The organism is Nocardiopsis alba DSM 43377 (assembly GCF_000341225.1).
Lineage (GTDB): Bacteria > Actinomycetota > Actinomycetes > Streptosporangiales > Streptosporangiaceae > Nocardiopsis > Nocardiopsis alba.
Genome location: NZ_ANAC01000020.1, coordinates 1 through 21,503, shown reverse-complemented (window position 1 = coordinate 21,503; position 21,503 = coordinate 1). Strand labels below are relative to the sequence as shown.

Annotated in this window: 17 protein-coding genes; 12 read left to right on the top strand and 5 right to left on the bottom strand. The window is 70.7% G+C overall.

Going from position 1 to position 21,503, the window contains the following annotated elements:
* Nucleotides 1-4 precede the first annotated feature (4 nt).
* Nucleotides 5-2,158 carry a tetratricopeptide repeat protein gene (locus D451_RS0120345; protein ID WP_241463354.1) on the bottom strand — a complete coding sequence of 718 codons (2,154 nt, stop codon included), beginning with the start codon at nt 2,156-2,158 and terminating at the stop codon, nt 5-7.
* A gap of 444 nt (nt 2,159-2,602) precedes the next feature.
* Here D451_RS0120345 and D451_RS0120340 point away from each other — a divergent pair, with 444 nt between their 5' ends.
* A complete protein-coding gene (locus tag D451_RS0120340; RefSeq protein ID WP_017535786.1) occupies nt 2,603-4,729 on the top strand; it encodes a tetratricopeptide repeat protein in 2,127 nt (708 codons plus the stop codon).
* A 24-nt stretch (nt 4,730-4,753) separates the two neighbouring features.
* Here the strand turns inward: D451_RS0120340 and D451_RS0120335 are convergent, their stop codons facing one another.
* Together D451_RS0120335 and D451_RS0120330 are read right to left on the bottom strand one after the other, a co-directional pair.
* Nucleotides 4,754-6,436 carry a hypothetical protein gene (locus tag D451_RS0120335; protein ID WP_017535785.1) on the bottom strand — a complete coding sequence of 561 codons (1,683 nt, stop codon included), beginning with the start codon at nt 6,434-6,436 and terminating at the stop codon, nt 4,754-4,756.
* 206 nt (nt 6,437-6,642) lie between these two features.
* On the bottom strand, nt 6,643-7,830 hold the full coding sequence (locus D451_RS0120330) for a DUF695 domain-containing protein (protein WP_017535784.1): 1,188 nt from the start codon (nt 7,828-7,830) through the stop codon (nt 6,643-6,645).
* Nucleotides 7,831-7,955: 125 nt separating this feature from the next.
* Between D451_RS0120330 and mnmA the strand changes: the two genes are divergently transcribed.
* From mnmA to D451_RS0120300, 6 genes are all read left to right on the top strand, one after another.
* A complete protein-coding gene (gene mnmA, locus D451_RS0120325; RefSeq protein ID WP_234305807.1) occupies nt 7,956-9,056 on the top strand; it encodes a tRNA 2-thiouridine(34) synthase MnmA in 1,101 nt (366 codons plus the stop codon).
* Between the two features lie 110 nt (nt 9,057-9,166).
* Nucleotides 9,167-9,697: a DedA family protein gene (locus D451_RS0120320; RefSeq protein ID WP_017535783.1), complete on the top strand. Its 531-nt coding sequence runs from the start codon at nt 9,167-9,169 to the stop codon at nt 9,695-9,697.
* Between the two features lie 16 nt (nt 9,698-9,713).
* A complete protein-coding gene (locus tag D451_RS0120315) occupies nt 9,714-10,364 on the top strand; it encodes an HAD family hydrolase (protein ID WP_017535782.1) in 651 nt (216 codons plus the stop codon).
* Between the two features lie 20 nt (nt 10,365-10,384).
* Nucleotides 10,385-11,419, top strand: coding sequence for a methionine synthase (locus D451_RS0120310; protein ID WP_017535781.1), 1,035 nt, complete (start codon nt 10,385-10,387; stop codon nt 11,417-11,419).
* 66 nt (nt 11,420-11,485) lie between these two features.
* On the top strand, nt 11,486-13,699 hold the full coding sequence (ligA, locus tag D451_RS0120305; RefSeq protein ID WP_017535780.1) for an NAD-dependent DNA ligase LigA: 2,214 nt from the start codon (nt 11,486-11,488) through the stop codon (nt 13,697-13,699).
* A gap of 196 nt (nt 13,700-13,895) precedes the next feature.
* Nucleotides 13,896-15,950: a putative bifunctional diguanylate cyclase/phosphodiesterase gene (locus D451_RS0120300; RefSeq protein ID WP_017535779.1), complete on the top strand. Its 2,055-nt coding sequence runs from the start codon at nt 13,896-13,898 to the stop codon at nt 15,948-15,950.
* A gap of 166 nt (nt 15,951-16,116) precedes the next feature.
* Here the strand turns inward: D451_RS0120300 and D451_RS27420 are convergent, their stop codons facing one another.
* Nucleotides 16,117-16,281, bottom strand: a complete 165-nt coding sequence (locus D451_RS27420; protein ID WP_017535778.1) for a hypothetical protein — start codon at nt 16,279-16,281, stop codon at nt 16,117-16,119.
* A 287-nt stretch (nt 16,282-16,568) separates the two neighbouring features.
* Between D451_RS27420 and D451_RS27945 the strand changes: the two genes are divergently transcribed.
* The 4 genes from D451_RS27945 to gatA all read left to right on the top strand — a co-directional run bounded on the left by D451_RS27945 (nt 16,569) and on the right by gatA (nt 19,453).
* Nucleotides 16,569-16,922, top strand: a complete 354-nt coding sequence (locus D451_RS27945; RefSeq protein ID WP_152472947.1) for a cytochrome P450 — start codon at nt 16,569-16,571, stop codon at nt 16,920-16,922.
* A gap of 307 nt (nt 16,923-17,229) precedes the next feature.
* Nucleotides 17,230-17,676, top strand: coding sequence for a response regulator transcription factor (locus D451_RS0120290; protein WP_017535777.1), 447 nt, complete (start codon nt 17,230-17,232; stop codon nt 17,674-17,676).
* Entirely contained in the window at nt 17,657-17,956 is a 300-nt protein-coding gene (gatC, locus tag D451_RS0120285; RefSeq protein ID WP_014911146.1) for an Asp-tRNA(Asn)/Glu-tRNA(Gln) amidotransferase subunit GatC, read from the top strand. The genes D451_RS0120290 and gatC overlap by 20 nt, the downstream gene beginning before the upstream one ends.
* Nucleotides 17,957-19,453 carry an Asp-tRNA(Asn)/Glu-tRNA(Gln) amidotransferase subunit GatA gene (gene gatA / locus D451_RS0120280; protein ID WP_017535776.1) on the top strand — a complete coding sequence of 499 codons (1,497 nt, stop codon included), beginning with the start codon at nt 17,957-17,959 and terminating at the stop codon, nt 19,451-19,453. It abuts the gene before it with no gap.
* 64 nt (nt 19,454-19,517) lie between these two features.
* Here the strand turns inward: gatA and D451_RS0120275 are convergent, their stop codons facing one another.
* Nucleotides 19,518-20,339, bottom strand: a complete 822-nt coding sequence (locus tag D451_RS0120275; protein WP_017535775.1) for a DNA polymerase subunit beta — start codon at nt 20,337-20,339, stop codon at nt 19,518-19,520.
* 285 nt (nt 20,340-20,624) lie between these two features.
* On the opposite strand from D451_RS0120275, the gene D451_RS0120270 reads away from it, so the two are divergent.
* On the top strand, nt 20,625-21,326 hold the full coding sequence (locus tag D451_RS0120270; RefSeq protein WP_017535774.1) for a CPBP family intramembrane glutamic endopeptidase: 702 nt from the start codon (nt 20,625-20,627) through the stop codon (nt 21,324-21,326).
* Nucleotides 21,327-21,503 lie beyond the last annotated feature (177 nt).

Here is a 21,503-nt window from a genome sequence, read left to right as displayed (position 1 = left end):
GGGGTCACTTCCGGAAACGGCCGAGGAAGTGGGGGCCGGTGGGCTCGTCGTTGGGGTCGAGCTCGTGGCCGCCTCCGTTTCCTCCGGTCTCGTCTTCGTTCCGGGCGCCGCTGTCGGGGGAGTCCGGGCCCCCGTTCGGGGTCTCCTCGGCCAGGACGCCGATCTCCCGACGCAGCCGGTCCAGCCTGCGGAACGTGGCCAGGGTGTCGGGGTGGCCCGGTCCCAGCACCCGGCGCCGGTCGCGCGCGACCTCGGCCAGATCGCGTGCGGCGCCCTCGGTGTCCCCGGCGAGGGCACGCCGGCAGGCCAGTTCGTGCCGGCAGGCCAGGGTCGTCGGGTGGTCGACGCCCATCACCTCGGCCCGGACCTCCACGAGACGGTCGAACTCGGTGACCGCGCCTCGCGGGTCTCCGGCCTCTCCCCGCCAGTGCGCGAGGTTGTGCAGGGTGGTGAGCGTGTTCGGGTGGTCCGGGCCCAGGTGGCGTCGCTGGTCGGTGAGCAGGGCCCTGGCCTCCTCGACGGCCGTGGTCAGGTCGCCGGACTCGGCACGGCACACCGCCAGGTTGCCCCGGGCGCTCAGGGTCTCCGGTCGGTCCGGGCCCAGCCGCCGGTCCAGGTCGATCAGGAGGTCCCGGTAGAGGGGGATCGCCCCGCCCGGGTCTCCGGCCCAGGACCGCAGGTAGGCGAGGGCGTGCCGGAGTCGCAGGGTCGCGACCCCGTCGGGGCCGGACGCGATCGTGTGGTGCCGGCGGGCCTTCTCCAGGCCTCGACGGATCCGTTCGGGGTCCTCGACACGTTCGGGGAGGTCGCGGGAGAGCGATTCGAGGAACACGTCGCGGTAGGGGAGCGCCCGTTCCTCCCGATCCACCCGTGGGAGGCCGGCGGAACGGAAGAGCAGGGGATGGGGGTCTCCCTCCCATAGCCACGCTCGCCGTTCGGGGCAGGCGAGCAGGGCCCGGACGCTCGATCTCACCCGCTGGTCCGACACCGATCCGGGGGCGCCGTCCGAGGACACCGACACCAGGGCGTCGGCGACGGCGCGGATGCCCTCTCGGTCGGGTCGGGTGAGCGGGTGTTCACGGGCCGCGCGGCGGGAGAGGTGGTGGGTGCCGATCACCAGAGGGGTGCCCCGGTCGATCAGGTGGAGGCGTTCCAGCGAGGCCAGCGCCAAGCGGATCTCTTGTTCGGCCGGTCGACGCGGGGGTGAGACGCGTCGCCCCAGGTGTTCGCGGAACGGTCGGGAGACGAGGACCTGTTCGGGTGTGGCGGAGGGGCTCAGCAGACAGAGCAGTCCCAGGAGTGGACGGGCGATCCCGGACGGTCGGTGGGCGTCGGCCCGTTCGAGGGCCAACTCCCAGGGGCCCGTGCTTCCGGGGTGTTCCCTCAGCAGTTCCAGGTAGTCGGCGCAGGTGGTGCCCCGGTCGGCCATGTACGCCACGGCCTGGCTCAGGGCGAGGGGCAGGCGGTCGAGTCCGGTCGCGAGGGCGGCGGCCTCGTCGGCGGTGTGCGCGATCCCCGATTCGGTCAGGGCCGTGCGGAGGAACCCGGCGGCCTCGGCCTCGCTGTACACGTCCACCTCCACCGGGCGTCGTCCTCGGGCGGGCAGGAGCCGGGCCGGTAGACGGGTGGTGACGATCGTCCGCCCCTCCTCCCGGCCGGAGGGCGGCCACAGGTCCTCGACCCGGGCGGGGTCGGTCAGGTCGTCCCACACCACCAGCCACCGTCGTCCCGAACCGGAGGAGGGGTCGCGCAGCCGGTCGAGGAAGCGGCCGGCCGCCAGTTCGGGATCCTCGGGGCAGTGGGAGAGGAGCCGTCGGGCGGCGTGGGCGTAGGCGAAGACCACGCCCTCCCGGTCGGAGGCGTCGGCCCAGACCAGCAGGTTCCCGCCCCGTTCGCCGAGGAGGGAACGGGCGTGGTGGGCGGCCAGCCGGGTCTTGCCGACGCCGGACGGGCCGGTCAGCACCTGATGGTCGGTGGGGTGACCGAACCCGGAGAGGGCCTCGTCGAGGACGGGGCCGATCTCCCTCTCCTGGAAGTGGGTGGAGCGACGTGGGAGAGGGACGGCGCCGGCCCTGATCGGCCAGTTCGTCGGGTTTCGGTCGGTGGGGAGAACACCGGTGTCATCGTTGTCGTGGGGGCTGGCGTTCAACGGCCACACCCTTCCCGGGGTCCGAGGGAGCCGCGTCCCGTGCAGGCGACGCCTATGAGTCGTATGCCCCGACACCTGGTCGGGAACCCCCACCATGAAGGGGGTTTCGGACGATCCACTTCCCCTTGGGGCGGGGAATCAATCACACGGATCTCGCTGTCCCAGGTCATCGGCGTGTACCGACGGTGAGGGAGGCACGACACAGAGTCCGATTCGTGATGTGAGGGGAGGGGACAATGTGGTGAACGGGGCCAGAGAACCCTGGGGTGCCTATGGGGGTCGGAACAGGGCGCTGTCCGCACTCGGCCACGACGGGGCGTCGGTCGGGTGCGACGAGCACGGAACCCCTGAGATCCACCGTCACCCTCGATCCCGTCGGACCCCGAGAAGGGCTTCGATCGATAGGGTGATCCGTGCGATACGGCGCCCTGCTCCGACCCCCTCGGGAGAGGTATGAACGACGACACCCCCGAACCCCGTCAGGTGCGCAGCACCATCGGCGGTGACGTCGGCGGGACCGCGATCCAGGCCGGTGCCGTCGGCCGCGATGTCAACGTCACCAATGTTCTGAAGGGGAAGGACCATCGACCCCTCCAGGTCGAGCGGCCGCCCCACGACTTCGTGAACCGGCACGACCCGCTGGAGTGGATCGGCTCGACCCTGAGCTCCGGTTCCTCGCCACGGGTGGTCCTCTGCGAGGGGCCGCTCGGTATCGGCAAGACCACCTTCATCCGCAAGATCGCCGAGATCCACCAGGACTACTTCAGCGGTGGCCAACTCGGCTTCGAGTACCGCCGTGGCCTCTATGAGGACCCCGACACCGCGATCACCGGATTCCTGAGGGCGCTGGGGATGGAGGAGAAGGCGATCCCGTCCTCCCCTGCCGAGAGGGCCAAGGAGTACCGGAGCCTCACCCGACGTCGCCCGTGCCTGTTGGTGGTGGTCGAGGGTGCGTGGGAACCGGCCCAGGTACGGGCGCTGGTGCCCGAGGGGAACGGGAGCCTGGTCCTGGTCGACGGCGACGTCCCCGACCTCGACGAACTCCTGGGGGACCCGAGGGGAGCCCACCCGCGCAGCCTGGTGCCGCTGGACGCGGAGCATGCGCGAGCCCTCCTGGAGAGTCGAGCCGACCGATCGCTGGAGTCCGAGGACCCCGAGGCGATCGAACGGCTGTTGGAGGTGTGCGCCGGTCTCCCCCTGGCCATCGCCCTCGTCGGTGGCCGGTTGTTCCGTATGGGGCCCGGTTCGGCCGCGGCCCTGGCCGAGGACATGAAACGTGCCCCGTCGGCCCCCGACAGCGCCGAGGAGTTGCGTCGGAGCCTCGGCGTGATCTTCGAGACCTCCTACGGAGCCCTGTCGCCGGAGGCGGCGGCCGTGTACCGCGCTCTGGGCGACTGGCCGGGTCCACATCTGGACCGGGCGCTGATGCCGCTCCTCGGAGACGAGGGCCGGTGGAAGGAGATCCTCGCCGCCGATCTCGTGGAGATGGACACGCACACGCTGCGTTTTCGGCACGAGCTCATCCGAGGCCACGCCCGTGACCGGGCCGAGGAGGACGGTGCCGGCCCTCGTCGTGCCCGTCTGACCGCCATGCTCGACGCCTACCTGGTCCGGCTCGGGTTCGCGGAGCTCGCGGCCCGGGGCGAGCGGCTCAGAACCCTCGATCTGGGGTCGATCCTGACCGGCGCCGAGGATCCCTTCGACGGTGACACCGGATCGGCCAAGGCCTGGCTCCTGCGTGAACGCCCGACACTGCTCTCGGTGGTACTGGGCAGTGCCGAGCAGGGGCTGCACGTCCACGCCCACCGGTTCGCCGAACTCGCGCCGGCCCTCTACCTGGACCACCGTTTCGTACACGACTGGGCGACCACCGCCGTGGTCGGCGCCGACTCGGCCCGGATGGTGGGGGACACCGCGGCCGAGGCCAGGCTCCTCTCTCTCGGATCGCGCCCTCTGACCGATCTCGGGAGACACGCGGAGGCCGGGGCGCGGCTCGATCGAGCGGCCGAACTCGTCGAGGGGATGGACGACCTCATGCTTCGGGCCTCGGTGTGGGAGTTCCGGGGCCGCTACCTGGCGGAGACCGACCCCGAGGCGGCCATCGCCGCCTATGACCGGTGTATCGAGGCCAACCGGGCCTCCGATCTGCCCGGCTCGGAGCGGGGTGAGGCTCTCGGTCTGCTCTTCCGAGGCCAGGCCGGGGTTCGGGCCGGTCGGGCGGAGGAGGCGATCACGGACATCGAGTCCGCCCTGGCACGGTTCGAGGCGCTCTCGGAGTCCGATGGTCGGATGAGCGCCCGGGGTCGGGTGTGGCTCGGGGAGGCCCATGCCGCGGCCGGACGGCATCGAGAGGCGATCACCGCGTTGAACCTGGCCATCGAGGACCTCGGGGTCGGGGATCAGCACTACTACCGGGCCGAGGCGTACGTTCTGCTCGCCGATCTCTACGAGGAGATCGGGGCCCCGGGCGAGGCACGCGCCCGGTTGGTCGAGGCCGAGCGGCTCTACCGGGGACTGGAGAGCCCCAGGGCCGTCTCCGTGGCCGAGCGGATCGCCCGATCGGGACCGCCTTCGGGCTGATCTCGTTCGGGGGCGCCTCCCGGACTACGAGTCGGTTCGGGTGAGCGGCTCCACCGAGCAGGCCCGACGGTGCGGACCCACCCGTACCTTGTGGTGGCCGATCGGCTCACGTCCCGCGCGTAGCAGGGTGTAGGGGACGGCGGCGCTCAGAGTCGGGGCCACATCGGAGTCGAAGCGGACCAGGAGACGGTCGCCGCCGCGGAACAGGACCTCGGTCCCCTCGCCCGTGCCCTGGGCCACGGCGTAGGCGCCCGGATACCGCTCCAGGGCCCGCTCGGGCCAGCGCGCCGGACCGACGTGTTCACCGGGTACACGGCACACGACGGAGGCCGAGTGGACCAGGGCGTGCCGGGTCTCCGTCTCGTAGACGGACAGGTGCCGGACGGCCCCCGCGGGCGGGGAGGGCGTTCGGCGGGTGGCGCTGGGAAAACGTTCCAGGGACAGTTCGGCCCCGTCGAGCAGACCGTGCACGTCGAAGGCGAGGGCGGTGGCCGAGGCCTCGTCGGGGACGGGAGGGGGCAGGGCGCGCCGAGTGCCGTCGTCACCTCTGGAACGGTGAGGTTCCATATCCAGCAGTCGGTACAGGAGCGCCGTGAGTCGCCACCCCCCTTCCCCCGGGTGGGCGAACGCCAGCTCGGTGGCGGCGCTGTTGCGGCCTGGAAGATGCCCCTCGACCACCCGCTCCACCTGTTCTCTCAGGTCGCCCGTCTCCAACCGGGGCGCGGTTTCGAACAGCGCCGACGCGGCCGTTCCCGGAACCGATTCGGAGCCTCGGGCGGCCACCAGGACGGGATGGTCCAACGCGGCTCCATAGAGCGTGACGCTGCCGTGGTCGCCGATCACGCAGTCGGCCGCGACCAGGGCCGCCCCCCAACCACGGTCGGGCGGCATGAGCAGCAGCCCCGCGTCCAGGGCGTCGGCGAGCATGTGCCGGACCTGCCAGGGGCTGTGCGCGAACCAGATGTTCGGATGCAGGATCGCCGCGACCCGATAGTCGTCGTGGGGGAGGGAGCCGACGAGGGCGCCGGGCAGCTCGGGGCGGCTTCCGATGAGCCCCTCCGGCCCCCATGTGGAGGTGAGCACCACCAGTCTCTGGTCCGGTTCCACCTTCAGGTCGGCCCGGTATCGGTCCCGTAGCCGCAGGTCGTCGACGAGGCGGTCGCGAGCCGGGTCCCCGACCACGTGGGCCCGGTCGACGAGGGGGATCCGGGCGGCCCGGAGCTGTTCGAGCTGGGCCGGGTGCGAGAGCACGAGGTGGAGGTTCCCGGCCTCGTGGAACTCCGGTCGTGGCACCCCGGACAGGCGCACTCGACGCGTGCGATGGTCCGGGACGTACTTCTGGAAGCCGATGCCGTGCGGCAGGACCACGATCGGGCACGCGAAGTCCGCCATGTCCGCGTTCTCGGTGGCGGTGAGCACCAGGTGGGGGCGGACCTCCAGACGTCGCTCCCACGGGATCAGGGCCGTCTCCAGGCCCTCCAGGAGTTCCTCGGTGCCGGCGTTGAAGGCCGAGGTGCCGTCGAAGGAGAACACCACCAGCACCCGGAGGTCCCCGCGGAAGACCGCGAGCGCCTCCAGGACCCGGGCCGCCGAGGTGAAGGTCCGGGCCAGGGCCAGGACGACCGGGCCCTTCCAGGTCCGCCAACGCTCGGCGTCGGGTCCCGTGTTGGCGCGCTCGTAGCGAGCGGCGCTACCGGGGGGTGTCATAGGTCATGCCTCGTGTCCGGGGACCTCTCGCGTTCGGATCCGTGACGCCTCAGGGTAGTGGCCGCGGGCGGGCCCGCGGGACGACGGGAGCACGAGGGCGAGGGTACGGCGTGCGGTCCCCGGCGACCCTTTCGCGGGGACGAACGGGATCCGCCGCCGACCGGAACGGAACCGGGCGGCGGCGGAGCGAGCGTGGTGGAGGGGCCTTAGCCGAGCTTGCGGACGTAGGGGCGGCGGGCGAGGTCGAACTGGGACCACTTGGGGTCCAGTCGGGTGCGCAGCTGCACCTTGCCCTCCGGCCAGTCCATCAGTGCGGTCTCGAACTCGGGCAGCACCCCGGAGTCCGGGTCCAGGTAGTAGACGTACATCCGCTGTCCGCCCCCGGACTGGCGCATGAACATGGCGCCGTTGTCGCCGAGGATCTCGTTCAGCCGCGCCTCCAGGCCGGCGAGCGCCTCGACGGACCCCTCCTCGGGCAGACGGTCGGAGTCCGCGTTCGTGTAGGGGACCAGCACCTGGACGAACAGCGACAGGGCGGGCAGGTCACGGCGGGTCACCGGGTGCCGGAGCATGATCTCCACCGCGCCCTGGAGCGGGATCCGTCCGTGCAGCGTCACCCAACCGTCGGTGCCGCCGAGCAGGTCGCGCATTTGTTTGGCGACGGAGGGCATGGAGGTGGGCGGAAGCGGGTCCAAGGGGCGCTCGTCCAGCGGGGACACCTTCCCCACCCATCGGACCATCTCGTCCTCGCCCAGCGCCAACAGGGTGACGTGCTCGGCCACGGCCCGGCGGGTCTCCTCGGACAGGAACATGTTGTCCGGGTGGTACACGCCCACGTCGATCCGGCCGCCGGCCTGGTCGACCCGCATGGAGACCGAGGCGTGCGAGAGGTCGAGCTCGTGGTCGTCCCAGCGAACGGTGGAGGTCAGCCGGTCGTGATCGGCCGGGCGGACCGGGCGGAACCGCCACCGGTCGTCGTCGGGGGCGGAACGGGACCAGCGTTCGGACTGGACCCGGGCCTCCTCCGAGGTTCCCGGGCGCAGGGTCATCGCGTAGGAGGGGGCGTCGGTGATCCTGGACGGGTCGTCCAGGGCGGCGAGCTGCTCCAGGAGTTCGGCCGGGTCGATGTCGGGGGACATGTCCAGCTCGTCCAGTCCTCCCTGGGGTTCCGGGGCCCGCCCGATCTCCCAGTCCAGGTCGGGGTGGATCGCCCTGACCAGGGCGGTGACCCGTTCGGCCACCTCGGTGGGTGCGGGGGTGTCCGAGTCCACGGCCTCGGCCAGCGCGGTGCGCACCGACGGCCAGGCGTCCCAGAAGGCGGTCACGGCGGCGGTGGTGGCCGTGACGGCGGAATCGGTGGAGTCGTTGGAGCGGCGACGACGGAACAGAGCCATGTGTCGATTTTCGCAGAACCGGACGAGTACCCTCGCCGCGCGCGCGACGGCGAGTCCTCGAACACGTCCCTCGCTCCACCGATCCGTGTCCGGTCCGTCTCCGGGCGCATACCCTGGACTGCACTATGACTTTGCGTGTACTGGCCGCCATGTCCGGCGGGGTCGACTCCGCGGTAGCCGCGGCCCGCGTGGCCGAGGCGGGGTACGACGTCACCGGCGTCCACCTGGCCCTTTCCAAGAACCCACAGTCCTACCGGACCGGCGCCCGAGGCTGCTGTACGGTCGAGGACTCCCACGACGCCCGCCGCGCCGCGGACGTCATCGGCATCCCGTTCTACGTGTGGGACATGTCGGAGGAGTTCGACCGCGAGGTGGTCCAGGACTTCGTCTCCGAGTACGAGGCGGGCAACACCCCCAACCCGTGCCTGCGCTGTAACGAGAAGATCAAGTTCGAGGCGGTGCTGGATCGGGCCGTCGCCCTGGGCTTCGACGCCGTGGCGACCGGACACCACGTCCGCAAGATCGACGGTCGCCTGGTGCGCAGCGTCGACGAGGGCAAGGACCAGTCGTACGTGCTGGGCGTCCTCGACGCCGAGCAGTTGAAGCACGCGATGTTCCCGCTGGGCGACTGCACCAAGGACGAGGTGCGGGCCGAGGCGGAGCGCCGCGGGCTCTCGGTCGCCGACAAGCCGGACAGCCACGACATCTGCTTCATCGCCGACGGCGACACCGCCGGCTTCCTCAACCGTCGGCTGGGGGAGCGTCCCGGTCCGATCCAGGACGAGGACGGCAACGTGGTGGGCACCCACAAGGGATCGCACGCCTTCACCATCGGTCAGCGCAAGGGCCTGGGCCTGGGCGGCGCCCCCGACCCGCGCTACGTGCTCTCCATCGAGCCGGTGAACAACACGGTGACGGTGGGTCCGCGCGCCTCGCTCCGTGTGGACGGGATCGTGGGTCGTCGCCCGGTCTGGAGCGGTGGCGCCCCGTTGACCGAGCCGACCGAGTGTCACGTCCAGTTGAGGGCGCACGGCGAGGTGTACCCGGCCACGGTCTTCCAGCGGGAGACGGAGGAGGGCCCGGAGCTGGTGGTCCGGCTGGCCGAGCCAGCCAAGGGCGTGGCCACAGGGCAGGCCGTGGTGGTCTACGACGGTGACGCGGTCCTGGGGTCGGCGACCATCTCCGCCACCTCTCGAACCGAGGACACGGAGACGCAGGTCCAGTAGCAAAAGGGGCAATGTAGGACAGATAACCCGGGTTTCGGGCTCTCGCCCCTTGCCGAAGTTAGGTAAGGCAATGCAAAGTTGAGAGCGTCGAGCGTGAAGGGGTCGGGTCCATGCCGCAGTTCTCTTTCCTGGAGGGGCAGCCCTTCTGGGTGGTCTACGCGACCCTGCTCGTCGTGATCCTGCTGCGGGCCCCCGCCACCTACTGGATCGGCCGCGGTCTCGGAGCGGGGGTCTCCCGCAGTCGGCTCGGCCGGCGGCTCGGCCCCAGACTCGACGCCGCCAAGAGACGGATCGACCGCTACGGCGCGCCCGTGGTCACGCTCGGCTTCTTCACCGTCGGGATGCAGACGGCCATCAACCTCGCCGCGGGCGCGGTGCGCATGCGCTTCCCCATCTATTTCACCGCCGTCTTCATCGGCGGACTGGCCTGGGCCGGCCTGTGGGGCACGGTCATCTCCGGGCTGGTCGGCACCTGGCTGGTGCTCTTCCTGAACTCTCCCTGGACCGCGCTCGGCGTGATCGTCCTCGCCGCGCTGCTGGTCACCGCGCTGGTCCTGCGCTCCCGACTGCGCCGAGGGAAGGACGACGGGGCCCCGTCCGAGGAGAACGAGGACGCCGGCGACCGGATCGAGGCCGCCTGACGGTTACCGTGGGGCCATGCGCATCAGTGTGGACGCGGTCCTGTTCGACATCGACGGCACCCTCGTGGACTCCACCCCCGTGGTGGAACGGACCTGGCGGCTGTGGGCCGAGAGCTACGGAGTGGACCCCGAGGCGATCCTGGAGGTCTCCCACGGGCGCCGTTCCGAGGACACCATCGCCCTGTTCCTGCCCGCCGAGGAGGTCGAGGCGGCCGCGGACGCGTTGGAGGAGCTCGAACTCGGCGACGTGGCCGGAGTGACGGCGCTGCCCGCCACCGTCGACCTCCTCGGCGCGTTGCCCGCCGAACGTTGGGCCGCCGTCACCTCCGGCACCCGACTGCTCATGCGAGAGCGCCTCTCCCACGCGGGCCTGCCCATCCCCGAGGTCCTGGTGGCCGCCGAGGACGTGAGCGTCGGCAAACCGGACCCCCAGGGCTACCTGAAGGCGGCGGAACGGTTGGGCCACGCCCCCGAACGCTGCCTGGTGGTCGAGGACGCGCCCGCCGGTATCCGGGCCGGAGTGGCCTCCGGGGCCACCGTGCTGGCCGTGGCCACCTCCCACGACCGGGCCGAACTCGAGGGCTTGGGCGCCGTCGCCGTCATCGACGACCTCACCTCCTGCGTCCTGGAGAGCACCTTCGACGGGCCGGTGTTCGGCCTCCGCTGAGCGGCCCGGTTGCTCTAACCTTGGGCAACGTGAGTCAACAGCACCCCTATCCCTGGCCCGCGGCGTCCTCCACCGGTGTCGGGTCCTGGCCCGGCGAGGACCCCGACGAGGCCGTGCGCACCGTCCTCGGTGAACTCCCCGACCTGCCGCACCTGCCCGAGCTGCCCGGACGAGGCGCCGGCGCGGACATGATCGGACGTACCGGGGGGCTTCTGGTCGACCTTCCGATCGAGGTCCAGCCCACCGGCTGGCGTGTGGTCGACTCTCCCGGACGCGACCTCGCCCGGGCCGGGAGCTTCCTCTCCTACGACCTGGACGCCCTCACCGAACACGCGCACGCCTACGAGGGGCCGCTCAAGCTCCAGGTGGCCGGGCCGTGGACCATGGCCGCCTCGGTGGAACTGCGCAACGGCCAACGTCTGGTCTCCGACCCCGGCGCCGAGCGCGACCTGGCCGAATCGCACCTGGAGGGGGTCCTCTCCCACATCGCCGACGTGCGCGGGCGCGTCCCGGGGGCCAGACCGATCGTGCAGGTCGACGAACCCTCCCTCCCGGCCGTCCTCATCGGTTCCCTCCCCACCGCCAGCGGCTACGGGGTCCTGCCCGCGGTGGACCGGGTCCGGGTCGAGACGGTGTTGCGGACCCTGTTCTCCGCGATCGTCGAGGCCGGGGCGGTCCCGGTCGCGCACTGCTGCGCCCCCTCGGTCCCGATCGACCTGATCCGTCGCAGTGGGGCCCATGCTCTGGGGCTCGACGCCCATCTGCTGGACCGGTCCCACGACGAGGCGATCGGCACCGCGGTGGAGGCCGGGACCGGTCTCATGCTCGGCGTCGTCCCGTCCGTCGACGGCGCCGGAATGTCGGACCCGGCGACTAACGTCGACCCCGTACGCGAACTCTGGAATCGGCTCGGGGTCGCCCCCGACCTGCTGTCCCGTGCGGTGGTCACCACGCCGACCTGTGGCCTGGCGGGTGCCTCGCCGCGCTACGCCCGAACGGCGCTCAAGGCCGTCCGGGACGGGGCCCGGGTCCTCCGGGACGAGCCTCGGAAATAGTCCCCCTTCGTCTCCCCCTCACTCCCCCCGACCCGGCCCCCACGAGGACGATCAAGAAAGGCTTCTGTGAGCGCGCCCGACAACATCGAGGTCCCCGACGAGGTCCGTGCCCGCCACGCCGAGCTGTGTCGTGACCTGGACGATCACAGCTACCGGTACTACCTGGGCGCCCCGATCATCTCCGACGCCGAGTACGACCGACTCATGCTCGAACTGCGGGAGATCGAGGAACGTCATCCGATCCTCGTCACCCAGGATTCGCCCACCCAGAAGGTCGGGGCGCCCATCAGCGTCGACTTCGCCGAGGTCGAGCACCTCGTGCGGATGGAGAGCCTGGGCAACGCCTTCGACTTCGACGAACTGAACGCGTGGGCCGACCGCGCCTCGGCGGAGGTCCCGGTCGACGGTTACCTGTGCGAGCTCAAGATCGACGGGCTCGCCGTGGACCTGGTCTACGAGCGGGGGCGTCTGATCCGTGCCGCCACGCGTGGCGATGGCCGGGTCGGCGAGGACATCACCCTCAACGTCCGCACGATCGGGGTCATCCCCGAGCGGCTCGACGAGAGCGTGCGCCCGGCCCCCGAACTGCTGGAGGTGCGCGGCGAGGTCTTCCTGCCGGTCGAGGACTTCGAGGAGCTCAACCGGAGGATCGCCGCCGACGGCAGCCACGCGCCGTTCGCCAACCCGCGCAACGCCGCCGCCGGCTCACTGCGGCAGAAGGACCCGAGGGTCACCGCGACCCGTCCGCTGTCGATGATCGTGCACGGGGTCGGCGCCTACACGCCGGCCGCCGAGGACGCCGGCGCCACGGTCTTCACCAGCCAGTCGCAGGCCTACCGGCTGCTGGGGGAGTGGGGGCTGCCGCTGAGCGACCGCTACAAGGTGGTCGCCACCATGGACGAGGTCCGCGACTACGTCTCCCACTACCAGGAGCACCGGCACGATCCCGCCTACGAGATCGACGGCATCGTGATCAAGGTGGACGACATCGCCCTTCAACGGCGCCTGGGCTCCACCAGCCGGGCGCCCCGCTGGGCGATCGCCTACAAGTACCCGCCGGAGGAGGTCACCACCCGGCTGATCGACATCAAGGTGGGTGTGGGGCGGACCGGCCGTGTCACCCCCTACGGGGTGATGGAACCGGTCGTGGTCGCCGGCTCCGAGGTCGAGTTCGCCACCCTGCACAACGCCCAGGAGGTGGCCCGCAAGGGTGTGCTGATCGGCGACGTCGTCGTACTGCGCAAGGCCGGCGACGTCATCCCCGAGATCGTCGGTCCGGTGGTCGAGCGGCGCGACGGGAACGAACGCGAGTTCGTCATGCCCGAGACCTGCCCCGAGTGCGGCACCCCGCTCGGGCAGCAGAAGGAGGGCGACGTCGACCTGCGCTGTCCCAACGCCCGTTCCTGCCCCGGTCAGCTGCGCGAACGCGTCGCCTTCATCGCCGGACGCAAGGCCCTCGACATCGAGGCGCTCGGCTACGTGGCCGCCACCGCGCTCACCCAGCCCCTCGAACCGTCCGAGCCCGCGCTGAGGGACGAGGGCGACCTGTTCGACCTCACCGTCGAACAGCTCCTGCCGATCCGCACCCACGTCCTGGACCCGGACACCACCGAGCCCAAGACCGACCCCAAGACCGGTGAGCCCAAGGTCGTCTCCTTCTTCGCCAACATGAAGGGCGAGCCGAAGAAGACGGTCGAGAAGCTGTTCGAGCAGTTGGAGGAGGCCAAGAGCAAACCGCTGTGGCGGGTGCTGGTCTCCTTGTCCATTCGGCACGTGGGCCCGCGTGCCGCCGAGGACCTGGCGCGGCACTTCCGTTCCATGGACGCCATCCGAGAGGCCACCGAGGAGGAGCTGGCGGCGGTCGACGGGATCGGCCCCACCATCGCCCGTTCGGTCCGTGAGTGGTTCGAGGTGGACTGGCACGCCGAGATCGTCCGCAAGTGGGCGGCGGCCGGGGTGCGCATGGAGGACGAGGGTCATGAGCCGGGATCGCGCCTGCTGGAAGGGGTGACGGTGGTGGTCACCGGCTCCCTCGAGGGGTTCACCCGTGACGGGGCCAAGGAGGCCGTCGCCGAGGAGGGCGGCCGGGCGACCGCGTCGGTCTCCAAGAAGACCGCGTTCGTGGTCGTGGGCGACGCCCCGGGATCCAAGTACGACAAGGCCGTGAAGCTGGGTGTTCCGGTCCTGGACGAGGCCGGATTCCGGGTCCTGCTGGAACAGGGGCCCGAGGCCGCGGAGAAACTGCGGATCAACCCGCCCGAGGAGACCGAGGCGGAGTAGGCCGAGCGACGACACGCCGGAGCGGGCGGGGAAAGGCCCCGCCCGCTTCCGTCTGAGCGTCCCGGCTAACAAAATGATTAACTGATAGTTCATGTAGTGCGACGGTTGGTGACGAAACCCCGTAAGCTGGGCGTCAACACCCGGGTTACGGACATGGATGTATCCCGGATTACGGTCATCAGTCACGAGGACGCGGATGAAGGATCCCATCGGTACCCGGGACATCGGTCCCCGTGTCGGAACCCCGCTCTGGCTCTACATGGCGGGCACCACCTTCGCCGGGGCGCTCCTCTTCGGTGCCTCCACCTTCGAACTCGGGCTCGATCAGCTCTTCCTCCTGGGGCAGGAGCCGCTGATCTGGGTCCTGCTGTGCATGATCGTCCTCGGGGAGCTCACCCCCATCGCCATGCCCGGTCAGGCCCCCGGCAACGGGGTTCCCACCTCCCTGCCCTTCACCTTCGCGCTCGTCATCTTCTACGGGCTGCCCGTCGCCGCCCTCCTCCAATGCGTCGCCACCACCGTCTCGGGGGTGGTCCGACGGCACGCGCCCCATCGCACCGCCTTCAACGCCGCGCAGTACGTCCTGACCCTCGGCGTGGCCGACGCCGTCCTGCGCCTGGTCCTGCCCGAGATCGTCATCGTCCCCGCGGCCCCCGCCGGAGCCGAGCTCATCGCCATCGCCCTGGCCGGCGCCGCATCCTTCGTGGTCAACCGCACCCTCGTGCTGTGCGCCGTGGCCATGCACGAGCGGGTCCCGCTCCGCCAGGTCATGTTCAAGGGACTGCGTCAGCAGATCTACGTGAACGCCGTCCTGATCAGCCTGTCGCCGCTCATCGTCATCGCGATGACCCACTCGGTGCTGTACGTTCCGCTGTTCGCCTTCCCCCTCGGAGCGCTCTACGCCTGTGTCCTGCTCCTGGTCAAACGCGACCACCAGGCCAACCACGACGAACTCACCGGCCTGGCCAACCGCAAACTCCTCACCGTCCGCGCCCACCGGGAGATCCTCCGGGCCCGCCAACAGGGCTCCCGGGTCGGTCTCCTCCTCCTCGACCTGGACCGGTTCAAGGAGGTCAACGACACCCTCGGCCACCCCACCGGAGACCGGCTCCTGGTGACCCTCGCCCGCCGGCTCACCCACAGCGTGCGCCCCAACGACCTCGTGGCCCGCCTCGGCGGCGACGAGTTCGCGATCCTGCTGCCCCAGGTGCGCGACAACGACTCCGCCCGCGAGGTGGCCCTGCGTCTGCGCGGCGCCCTGGCCGAACCCGTCCGCCTCGACGGCATGGACTTCGACCTCCAGGTCAGCACCGGAATCGCCCTCTATCCCGACGACGCCCCCGACTTCCCGCTCCTGATGCAGCGCGCCGACGTCGCCATGTACGTCGCCAAGTCCGGTCGCACCGGGGTGGAGAGCTACGATCCCGGCAAGGACCGGAACTCCACGGCCCGGCTGAGCATGTACAGCGAACTGCGCCGCGGGCTGGCCGACGGGGCCCTGGAGATGCGCTACCAGCCCAAGGTCGCCCTCGCGGACGGACGCCCCATCGGGCTGGAGGCCCTGGCCAGGTGGCGGCATCCCGTCCGCGGCCTGCTCACCCCCGACGAGTTCATGCCGGTGATCGAGCACTCCAACCTCTTCCGGGCCTTCACCGTCCAGGTCCTGGACATCACCCTGGCCCGTCTCTCCCTCTGGCGGGAGGAGGGGCTCACCCTGCCGGTCTCGGTCAACCTGGGGGTGCGCGAACTCCTCGACCCGGACCTGCCCGACACGGTCGCCGCCGCCCTGCGCGAGCACGGGGTGCCCGCCGACCGGCTCGTCCTGGAGATCAGCGAACGGACCCTCATCGCCGACGCCGAGACCGACGCAGCGGCGGAGGCGGCCGCGCGGCTGCGGGCCCTGGGGGTGGGACTGACCCTGGACGACTTCGGCACCGGCCATTTCACCCTGGCCCAACTGGCGGGGCTGCCCTTGGACGAGGTGAAGATCCACGACTCCCTGACCGCGCGCCTGTCCGACGAGGCCTCCGGTGGACGCACCGTCGTACGGGCGGCGATCGCGCTCGTCCGCGAGCTGGGCATGCGCGCCACCGCCGAGGGGGTGCGGAACGCGGAGATGGCCCGTGCCGCCGCCGAGAGCGGCTGTCACGCCGCCCAGGGGCATCACTTCTCCGAACCCCTCGCTCCTCGGGACGTGCCGCCGTGGCTGGCCGCCCACGGCACCGGCGCCCCCGCTCACCCCCGCGCCTGACCGTTTCCGGCCACCGGCCGAGGGGCGATCATGGCGGTCCGGAGAGGTGGAGAAGGCGAGGGTCCCTTGTGTCCTGTGGGTTTCCGGTGGTGGAGGCCGGGACGCATCGAGGGTCGACGGCTCTGGACGGCCATTACGACGGACTGCGAGGGGCGACCGCTGCGGCTCAGGTGGAGACGGGGCGATTCTCGGGCATGCGGAAGTAGATCATGGGGTTGTCGGTGCCGGTGTGCACGGGCTCGTCGAGCCCCGGGTCCCGGCGAAGTTCCAAGAGCGCCCTATGGGGCGCGGGGGCCTTGGCCCGCGAGACGGTGAACGGTTCCGTTCCCACGCGGCCAGGACAGCACGGCGGCCCCCTCGGTGAAGGGCAGCGTCCGTTTACCGAACGCGTAACGTGTCGGCGTGTTCTCACCCTAGCCCCGAAGAGGGCGGTCGATCGTCGCTCCGAGGGCGATTCTCGGAAATCGCGTCGGCGGGCTCTTCCGGATCTCGTGGCGGGGAAGGGGGAGAGCCCCTCCTCAAGGCGGATGAATACTTCTTTCGGATGTGGAGAAGCGCACCGAAGAAGGTCGTTATATTCGGTTCTCAGGGATGAGGTGCTCGATCGAGAGTTGATTTATGTTCGATCTGGGGCAAGGGCGTGAGAACGAGCCATTCTCTCGAGAACGGGGGCGGCGGTGGGCGGCACCGGGCCCGACGCCACGATCTCGTCCGACTCGGAGCGCGTGCTCGCCGGAGCGCTCACCTGGCTCGCGGATCACGTCGACGCATCTCGCCTTCGGCGCGGGCCCGTATCACTGCCTGGGGCATCGGCGGGCCCGGTCCGAGTTGAGGATCGGCCTCAAAACGCTGTTCGAGAAGTTCCCGGGCCTGAGGCCGGTCGTTCCACCGGAGCGGGTGCGTATGCGTACGACGTCGGCGGTCTACGGGGTCCACGCTCTCCCCGTCACCCGGGGAGGGCGAGAAAGGTGAGATCGGGGGTTTTCGGTGAGGTTGAGAAGGGTGGGTTACGTGGTTCTCGCCAACCCAAGTCTGTTTCATATCATTCGCTCATTTTATTGGTGATCTGATCGGCTCTCTGGGCGAATGATGGGGCGGGCTCTCCTTTTTCGTTCCTCTGGTGGGCATGGATGATTTCGATAGAATCAAGGTGGTCCATGGTCGACGGGAATGAATTCCCGCCTGTGGCATGATCCCGGGGAGCCCGCCCTGGACTGCGAGGTGTCCGACCGCACGCCGAACGGCTCGCCCCCGACGTCGTCGTGGTCGCCCTGACACGGTGCTCGACCCCGCGGTGATCGGGACCCTCGTGGGCGAGTTCGTCCGTTACGGAGTGGTCCCCCGCGCGGGAGCGGGCGGTTCCGGAACGGGATGGGACGAGGGCTTCACCGCCCGCGAGCGCGACGTCGTCGAACACGTCACGACCGGCGCCGGCAACGCCGAGATCGCCGGCACGCTCGGGCTTTCGGAGACGACCGTCAAGTCGCACGTGTCCAGCGTCCTCACCAAACTCCACCTGCGCAACCGGGTCCAACTGGTGGTCTGGGCCTACCGGAACGGAGCCGTGCGTCCCCCTTCCCCGGGAGAGGGGCGGGGGCCGACATCCTGTCCTGAACCGTCGGGGACGGGGAACGGGACCGCGTCGTGGCCGGGGCGCCATAGGATTGTGCTGATCACCCGTCCGCCGAAGAAACGGTTCTCATCTGATGACCGCCATCACCCGTGATGAGGTCGCGCACCTCGCCCGGTTGTCGCGGCTGGCACTCGACGAGAGCGAGCTCGACACGCTCGCCGCCCAGCTCGGTGACATCCTCACCGCCGTGGCCAAGGTGCAGGAGGTCGCCCAGGGCGACATCCCGCCGAGCTCGCACGCCCTGCCGCTGACCAACGTCTACCGCCCCGACGAGGCCAAGCCCGGCCTCACCCCCGAACAAGCCCTGGCCGGCGCCCCCGCGGTGGAGGACCAGCGCTTCCGGGTGCCGCGGATCCTGGGGGAGGAAGAGTAGATGAGCGACGTCATCGGTCTCAGCGCCGCCGAACTCGGCGCGGCCATCAAGGCGGGCGAGGTCTCCTCGGAAGAGGCGACCACCGCCTACCTCGACCGTATCGAGTCGGTCGACGGAGACATCAACGCGTTCCTGCACGTGCGCAGGGAGACCGCCCTGGCCCAGGCCCGCGAGGTCGACGCCCGACGTTCCTCCGGCGCCGAGCTCGGCCCCCTCGCCGGTGTGCCGGTCGCGCACAAGGACGTGTTCACCACCAAGGACATGCCGACCACCGCCGCCTCCAAGATCCTGGAGGGCTGGCGACCGCCCTACGACGCCACCGTCACCGAACGGCTGCGCGAGGCCGGTCTGGTCATCCTCGGCAAGACCAACATGGACGAGTTCGCGATGGGCTCCTCCACGGAGAACTCCGCCTACCAGATCACCCGCAACCCGTGGGACACCGCCCGCATCCCCGGCGGCTCCTCCGGCGGTTCCTCCGCGGCCGTGGCCGCCTTCGAGGCGCCGCTGGCCACCGGTACCGACACGGGCGGCTCCATCCGTCAGCCCGCCGCCGTGTGCGGCCTGGTCGGCGGAAAGCCCACCTACGGCGGCTCCTCCCGCTACGGGATGATCGCCTTCGCCTCCTCCCTGGACACCCCCGGCCCGTTCGCGCGCAACGTGCTCGACGCCGCCCTGCTCCACGAGGCCTTCTCCGGCCACGACCCGCGTGACTCCACCTCCATCGACGCCCCCGTGCCGCCGGTGGTCGACGCCGCGCGGATGGGCGACGTCGAGGGGCTGCGCGTCGGCGTCGTCAAGGAGTTGGACAGCGACGGCTTCCAGCCCGGTGTCCGGCAGCGCTTCCGCGAGACGGTGGAGCTGTTGGAGTCCCTGGGCGCCAAGGTCGTCGAGGTGTCCTGCCCCAGCTTCGACGCCGCTCTGTCGGCCTACTACCTCATCGCGCCCAGCGAGTGCTCCTCCAACCTGGCCCGCTTCGACGCCATGCGGTACGGCCTGAGGGTGGGCGACGACGGCACGCGCAGCGCCGAAGAGGTCATGTCCCTGACCCGCGCCCAGGGCTTCGGCCCCGAGGTCAAGCGTCGGATCATGCTCGGCACCTACGCGCTGTCCAGCGGCTACTACGACGCCTACTACGGCAGCGCCCAGCAGGTTCGTACGCTGATCAAGCGCGACTTCGACGCCGCCTTCGAGAACGTGGACGTGCTGGTCTCGCCGACCACGCCGACCACCGCCTTCCCGATCGGTGAGCGCTCCGAGGACCCGATGGCCATGTACCTGGCCGACCTGTGCACGATCCCGTCCAACCTGGCCGGGAACGCCTCGCTGTCGGTGCCGTGCGGCCTGGCCCCGGAGGACGACCTGCCGGTCGGCTTCCAGATCATGGCGCCGCCGCTGGCCGACGACCGCACCTACCGGGTGGCGGCCGCCGTCGAGCGCGCCCTGACCGAACGGGACGGTTCGCTCATCGCCCGCAGCCCCTACGCCGTCTCCTAGAGACCGCGTACGAACGACGCCCCGCCCCGGAACCTCCGGGGCGGGGCGTTCGTCGTTCCGGCGCTCAGAGGCGGTCGAGGAACCCCGTGATCCGCTCGTGCGGCCCCTCGGGGATCGAGATCCCCCAACGGTCCGCGGCCTCCCGTGCGAGTTCGCGACTCCACGTCCAACTCTCGCGCACCGTTCGCCGCACCTCTTCGGGATCGGTGGTACCGGTGGTCCGGCCGTACCGTTCGACGACGTCGCCGGGCAGGTCGGCCTCCAACGCACGGCTGGGGGTGAGCCAGTGGTCGGTGGAGCCGTGCAGGAGGCGGGCCAGTTTGAGCTGGTGCGGGGCGACCATGACGGCCAGGCCGGCGTGGGCCCGGGCGTACTCGCCCCGGGCCAGGACCTGGCCGGTCATGAGCGTCCAGTTCGCGAGCTCCCCGATGAGCCGTTCCGCGGTGGGCGCGGGGTCCGGAACGACCGGTTCGACCAGTGGACGCACGGCCTCGGTGAGCCGACCGGTGCGGTCCAAGAGCACGGCGGTCTCGGGGGAGGGGAGGTGGATCATGCCCTTCCACGAGGCGATCTCGGGGATGGCGGAACCGGCCGCCTCGATGTGGAACTCGCCGCGCATGAGGTCGTCGAAGATCACGGCCAGGATACCGAACAGGTTGGTGTAGGCCAGTTCGAGCGGGGCCAGTCGGGAGACGAACTCCGTGCCGTCGAAGGATGCGGCGTGTTCGTCGGCGACGTACAGGTAGGCCTCGATGTCGGAGTGCGCGTCCGCCTCCCCCTGGGTCCATGAACCGTAGAGGAGGACGCCCTCCAGTCGGGGTTCGGCCTCGGCGATCTCACGGAGGCGGGCGATACGCCGGTCCAGGGCGATGGCGGGTCGGGGCATGGAGGCGGCTCCGGGGGCACGATTCGTGGACGAGGGGTCCGCGCCGAGCGGACCGGCCTCAGGTTCCCAGAGCCCGGGAGGTCGCGCACCCTCTTTTCCACGGCTGTCGATCCGAAGGAACGGCGCATCAGGCGTGAAAGTATGTGCCTGTAAATTCCTTTTGTCTGGTTTGGAGTGATCATGGGATCGGGTGCTCACGCTCCGGGGATCACCGGTCGGCGAAGAGACCGGCCTTCCGGTCCGTCCGGTGGGCGGGGGAGGGCGGTCCCTCTGGCGGGAACCCGGGTGAGGGCGCGGGACGCGTTTCTCCTCGCCGCCCTCGTGATCGGGGTCGGAGCCTTGACCCTCGGTCTGGGGACGGCCTGCGCGCTGTCGCTCGGCGCACGTGTATCGCCCATGACCCGTGTGGCCTTGGCGATCACGCCCATGGTCCTGCTCACACCGGTGCTCGTCTGTGTTCTCGGTCGTGCTCTGCTCATGGGCCGCGGGCCTCGGCTGACCCTGAGGGACGTCGGTCTGGTGCGGCCGAACCGGGTTCCGGTCGGCCTCCTGCTCTGGATCCCCGCGGCCATCGTGTCATCGGCGCTCGCCACGGGGGTCGCCCTCGGGGTGGCTTCACTCCTCGGGGGCGGTGGTTCGGAGGGATCGGGGTCGGCGACCTCCGGCCTCGTGGCGGACCTTCCGGTGCCCTTGGCGGTGGCCCTCGCCCTGGGATCCGTCCTGCTCTTCCCCTTCCTGGAGGAGATCCTCTTCCGAGGCGCGGCGCACGGGGCCCTGTCCCGCGTGGCGGCTCCGTGGGTCGCGGTCGTGCTCTCGGCGGTGCTCTTCTCCCTCGTCCACGTGTCGCCCATGCTGATGCCCTACACGCTGGTCCTGGGGCTCTGGCTGGGATGGCTGCACCGACGGTACGAGTCCATCGTTCCGTCGATCGTCCTGCACTGTTGCAACAACGGGCTGGTGGTGCTCGTGGCCCTCGTGGGGCTTTGACGATCGATCGGGCGAACGGCGACGCACCCGGGAACGAGAAGGGGCCCGCCCCGCCGTGGAACACCACGGTGGGGCGGGCCCCGTACTTCTTCCGGAGCCGGTCCTAGACCTCGGTGGCCTTGCGCTTGCGGCTCAGGTAGAGGGCGCCTCCGCCGGCGGCGAGGGCCGCGACGCCCG